A 4,813-nucleotide genomic window follows, 5' to 3' on the forward strand; every position below is an offset into this window, starting at 1 on the left:
ACTCGCCGGTCAACTGTACCTGCACGAGCAAATCAACCGCTCGCCAGATTGAATACAGCAAACAGGCGAACGCGAAATAGAAGAACCGTAGTCCGAAGTGCTTCGACGTTGTGGCGGCCATGAACCGTTTGATCGATTTGTACCCGCTCTCGATCTCCCACCGGTAGCCATACTCCGAGAGAAGGCCACTCTTCCGATTTGTCATGAACACCGAGTACTGCCGATGATCGGTGTGTTCGGAGTCCTCTTTCCGGCGATAGATCAGCGTTGTCGAGTGCCACTCGTTGTCGCCGAGATGCAGTTTTCGATCAGTCTCGTACCGGTCCTTTCCCCGCTTGAGAAGTCGTTTCGCCTGCGCTTTTTCGCTGGTCTGCATCCGCTTCGGGACGACGTAGGACAGCCCGCGTTGACTCAGCATCTCCAGGATATGCTGGCTGTCGAACTCACGGTCCATCAGCACATTATCGACATGAACAGCTGCCTCTGCCGAATTCAAGAGGTCCTCGACGATTTCCTTGCGCGTATCGCCTTTCCGAACTGGGCGCGCATCTAAGACGATTGGGACGGCATTCCCGACCAGTTGGACCGTGGCCCACTGGTAGGCATACTCGTCGGTTTTCTCCTTCGTGCCGATGATCTCGTCCTCATGCCCGGCCCGATCTCCTGTGAACGGGTCTGATTCAGTTATATCGATGGCAATGATGCCGGCCCGGAAGAATTCCTCCGTCTCTGCTACCCGGTCCAACAATCGGGTAACCGCTTGTCGATACATCTCGCGTATCTGCTCAATTGAGAGGTCGCGGAGATGCTCGCGATGGGCGTGGCCGAGCGGTGTCCGCTCCCGATTGGACTCGTGAATGAAACTGCGAGCCCCCTCATTGACGGCGAGGTTTTCTCGAAGCCCCAGGTAGGTTTGGAGGTCCCAGTAGGCATTCTCGTGGATCTCACAACCCTCGCCACGGTCCAGTGAGAACGCTGGGAAGGCAACGCGACTCACTTGCTCAGTAACGGTCTCGGCCTGCTCTAATACGGTCTGATCATCGGAGTCCGATTCTTCATTCTCATCATGGTGTCTGCGGCTCTGCCGTTCTGGTTCTCGTGGAACAGAGACACCCGCATTTTGGGCTTTGATGAGGATTGTTCGCGCTGCCGTCTCGACGGTGTCTTGGAGTTCGGCCGTGAACCGGTGATGCCAGCTACGCCATAGGGTTGACTGATCGGGGACCGACTCCAGGCCAAGTTTATCACAGAGATCGGGATGCTTGGTGAGGTATTCGACGAGCGCGGTTTCGTGGTCCCAGTCGTAGAGTTCTTTTAACAGGAATAGGCGAAACAGAGTCTCAATCTCGTAGCTCGTCGAGCCTGCGTATCGGTCGTGGGCATCGAACTGGACGTATGCAAGCGGTAATGTGTGGACGAATGGTTCAACGCCCTCGTGTTCGTCTTGCTGGAACCACGTTTTTGCGACGACGCGGACATCCGACTCCAGTGCGGGAAGCGACGAGCGATCGAACAGCGGGCTAGACCCATACGTTGGCCAATCGACATAGGAACAATGAGCGATTTGGCGAAAGACTGTTTGACGCGACTCGGGGGTCATAGCCATGTGGGTACTGATAGCAAAACGTCCAAGACCAGTTGATCAAGATCGGATAGAAGTTGGATTCATCAGCGGAAGTGTTGTGGTTAGTTGGAGTAAGAGACACTCCCAAATTGTGTTTCTCGCCAGTATTTCCAGAGGTAGGATAGATCACTGGGATACAACAGTTTTACAATTTCCTGCTTGCTCCCATCGTTAATATCTGAAAGGGTATCTCGAGAGAGCTTGTCCAGATCTCGCATAAGCTGGTCGTACCGTTCGTTTGGTGCAAGGTATAGCAACCTCGTCATCATCAACCGTCGGTCTTGTCTGGGAGCAACTTGCTCCTTCCAGAGGTCGTCGTAGACTCCCATCTCCTTAGCAGAGGTGTCTTTCGTCCTCGTCAGACAACGATCGGCTGTCATCGCAGCTGCTCGAGCTGATTTCATACACTTGTAGATTCCCTCTCCCCAGACAGGATCAACCGATGGGACAGTATCACCGATCGCGATAAACGAATCAGTACTCATCGATCCGGGAGGCTGTACATGTGCTGATCCCCGAACTGGACTCTCTGCGATTTGTCTGGCGTTCTCAAACCGTGGGTCAGTATCAAGCCAATGTTCGAGATACCCGTCGACGGTGCGATCGTGAATGGCGTTTTCTTGATAGCGTTCATTCTGGATGTAACAGATACCGACTTTTGCTGTGTCGTCACCCGTATGGAAGATCCACGAATAACCTCCAGGGGCGTACTCGTGGTCCAACCGCAACATCATCGCGTCAGTGAGATCAGCAAACTCGGGATGATTGAGATCGACGCCTTCGAATAAGTATTCAATACCAATCGCGTGGTTCTCCCGCTCAAGATTGGCTATCCCCAGATCTTTAGCCAGTGGCGCAGCCGGACCCGTAGCATCAATAACGATTTCGCCAAAGACCTCCTGGTCACGGTTATAACGGACACCAACGAGATCACCATCTTCGACGATCGGGTCACGAACACGAGCATCAAACCGATACTCAGCACCCTTGTGACGACCATCCTCGACAAGGAACTTCTTGAACGCCTCAAAGTCCAAGACAAAGCCCGGCTGGTCCTGGATAAAGTGTTCATTTGGAGATTCAAGAACTACTGATTCAGTCGCGTGCATAACGACATCGTCCGGGATGCCGAAGGAGGTCATCATTGACGCAAACGTTCCGCCGGTAGATTTGTTACTTTGAGCTGGGAATTCATCTTCTGCTTCGGTTTCTAGGACGACAACATCGTACCCACGGTCAGCTAGATCTCGTGCACACTGCGCCCCCGCTGGACCTGCCCCAGCGATGATCACATCATACCTGTTTGACATCGTTGGAGAACAACTACTCAAGAGCGGACGAACAAGATGTTGGAACACAGTGCCACTTTTCGGTTGTTTCTACACAGGCCCGGTGCCCACCATCTTAGTGGGCAGACATCTGTGACACCACGTTGACGAAGTAGACGCCACTGATAATGAGGCCAATTCCGAGAAGGCCTGCCAGATCAACTGGTTCATCAAAAACAACGGCCCCGATACCTGCCACACCGACAATACCCAATGCTGCCCATGTCCCATAGACGACACCCATCGGTAATTCCTCTAACGTCAGGGATAGTAGATAGAACGCTGCCCCATATCCGAGGACAACCCCAATACTGGGAACCGGTTGTGAAAATCCATCGGAGAGTTTGAGGGCAGTCGTCCCGAATAATTCGGAGAGTATTGCACCAGCGAGCAGTACGTACGGATGCATATCGTTAGGTCTCGAAGCCCCCGATATACGACTACTGAAACAAAACAGCACTTACAATTTGTTTGGAGGCACAATGACAAAGCATGACGGAATTGGGCGAGCTTGGACTCTCAAGTTACGAGGAGAAGACCTATCGAACCCTTCTCGTAACAGGAGCAGTGACGGCAGCTGAACTCTCTGATACTAGTGGGGTTCCAAAAGGCCGTATCTACGACGTACTAAACGGTCTTGAAGCTCGCAAGCTGATCTGGAGACAGTCAAGCGATCCAAATCAGTACGTCGCCGTACAGCCAGAAACCGTCGTCGATAGGCTTCTGGCTGAACGAGCGTATGAACTGAAACAAGAGTGGGATCGTTACCGCGAGAAAGCAGAAACAGTTCGTTCGAACCTTTTGCCGACACCACCAACAGAGAGTAGTTTCTGGCTTGGATCGCTCGGGAGTGACGAAATGAGTACAGCACTCCAGCAGCATATGCGAACCGCGGAGAGCGTTGTCAAAGCAGCCGTCGGGCCTCCTTACGAGGATGCGACGTGGGAGACACTCCAATCTGAAGTGGAAGGCTTTTTCGAGGGTGCTAATACGGATTTGTCTGTCGACCTCCTCTTCAGTGAAAAAGCAGTTACCGTACTCCCCGACCGATTCCCACATCTAATTGAAAACCAGCCCGCAGACATAACTGTCAGAACGGCTCCTGAGATTGCGCTTTCGTTTGATATCGTGGACAATGTGGAGACAACGATCGATGTGCTACATCCAGTATCTGGTGAAGACAGGATCGGTGTGATCGGGATCAAAGATTCGCAAGTAGTCTCCGAGTTTGAGCAGTACTTCCAACGACTGTGGACCGATGCTGTTCCCCTCCTTGAGTGAGACAGTGATGATGGGAGGAAGACGTGATGTGATGTAATTGACTCAAACCGATATTGTCTCTGTACATTGAGAAGGCCGGCCTCAACTACTGTATGCATTGGAAGATGAGACTACAGCGGGTATAGCGGGGCTCTAATGCGTGTTATCGCCCGAATCGATGAGCGGACTCTGCGTCAGATCGCTTTCTGAACGGCCGCTCTTGTTCCACAGGCAACTATTCCAGCGGATTTCCGAGACTCTGGATAGTGTCGCCACTGAGAAGACACGCTATCGCGGAGAGAGTCTCGTTACTATCCGATTCCGGTTTCCTTCTTCACCAGTGTCAACGTGTTATCTGCCGTCACGATCGGCGAGTGTTCGTATTCACCGGTCAACTGTACCTGTACCAGCAGGTCCACAGCCCGCCAGATCGAGTACAGCAAACACGCGAACGCGAAGTAGAAGAACCGTAGTCCGAAGTGCTTCGACGTTGTGGCGGCCATGAACCGTTTGATCGACTTGTACCCGCTCTCGATCTCCCACCGGTAGCCATACTCCGAGAGAAGGCCACTCTTCCGATTTGTCATGAACACCGAGTACT

4 protein-coding genes and 1 pseudogene are annotated in these 4,813 nt (G+C 52.7%); 1 reads left to right on the plus strand and 4 read right to left on the minus strand.

Going from position 1 to position 4,813, the window contains the following annotated elements:
* The 3 genes from BMX17_RS24500 to BMX17_RS24510 form a co-directional block, all read right to left on the minus strand.
* A partial coding sequence (locus tag BMX17_RS24500; RefSeq protein ID WP_092665169.1) for a transposase occupies positions 1-1,606 on the minus strand: 1,606 nt, incomplete at its 3' end.
* Between the two features lie 80 nt (positions 1,607-1,686).
* The gene (locus BMX17_RS24505) at positions 1,687-2,934 is read right to left on the minus strand and encodes a digeranylgeranylglycerophospholipid reductase (RefSeq protein WP_092665172.1); all 1,248 of its coding nucleotides are present in this window, start codon (positions 2,932-2,934) and stop codon (positions 1,687-1,689) included.
* Positions 2,935-3,028: 94 nt separating this feature from the next.
* Entirely contained in the window at positions 3,029-3,361 is a 333-nt protein-coding gene (locus tag BMX17_RS24510) for a DMT family transporter (RefSeq protein WP_080505327.1), read from the minus strand.
* A gap of 83 nt (positions 3,362-3,444) precedes the next feature.
* Between BMX17_RS24510 and BMX17_RS24515 the strand changes: the two genes are divergently transcribed.
* Positions 3,445-4,233 (plus strand): TrmB family transcriptional regulator, encoded by a 789-nt coding sequence (locus BMX17_RS24515; RefSeq protein WP_092665175.1) that lies wholly within the window; start codon positions 3,445-3,447, stop codon positions 4,231-4,233.
* Between the two features lie 290 nt (positions 4,234-4,523).
* Here the strand turns inward: BMX17_RS24515 and BMX17_RS24520 are convergent.
* A pseudogene (locus BMX17_RS24520) lies at positions 4,524-4,813 on the minus strand (transposase); the annotation flags it as partial.

The organism is Halorientalis persicus (assembly GCF_900110215.1).
Taxonomy (GTDB): domain Archaea; phylum Halobacteriota; class Halobacteria; order Halobacteriales; family Haloarculaceae; genus Halorientalis; species Halorientalis persica.

What these genes read in the sequence shown, in the direction of transcription:
- BMX17_RS24505 (WP_092665172.1), bottom strand. Translation starts at nt 2,934, where the DNA reads ATGTCAAACAGGTATGATGTGATCATCGCTGGGGCAGGTCCAGCGGGG.
- BMX17_RS24510 (WP_080505327.1), bottom strand. Translation starts at nt 3,361, where the DNA reads ATGCATCCGTACGTACTGCTCGCTGGTGCAATACTCTCCGAATTATTC.
- BMX17_RS24515 (WP_092665175.1), top strand. Translation starts at nt 3,445, where the DNA reads ATGACGGAATTGGGCGAGCTTGGACTCTCAAGTTACGAGGAGAAGACC.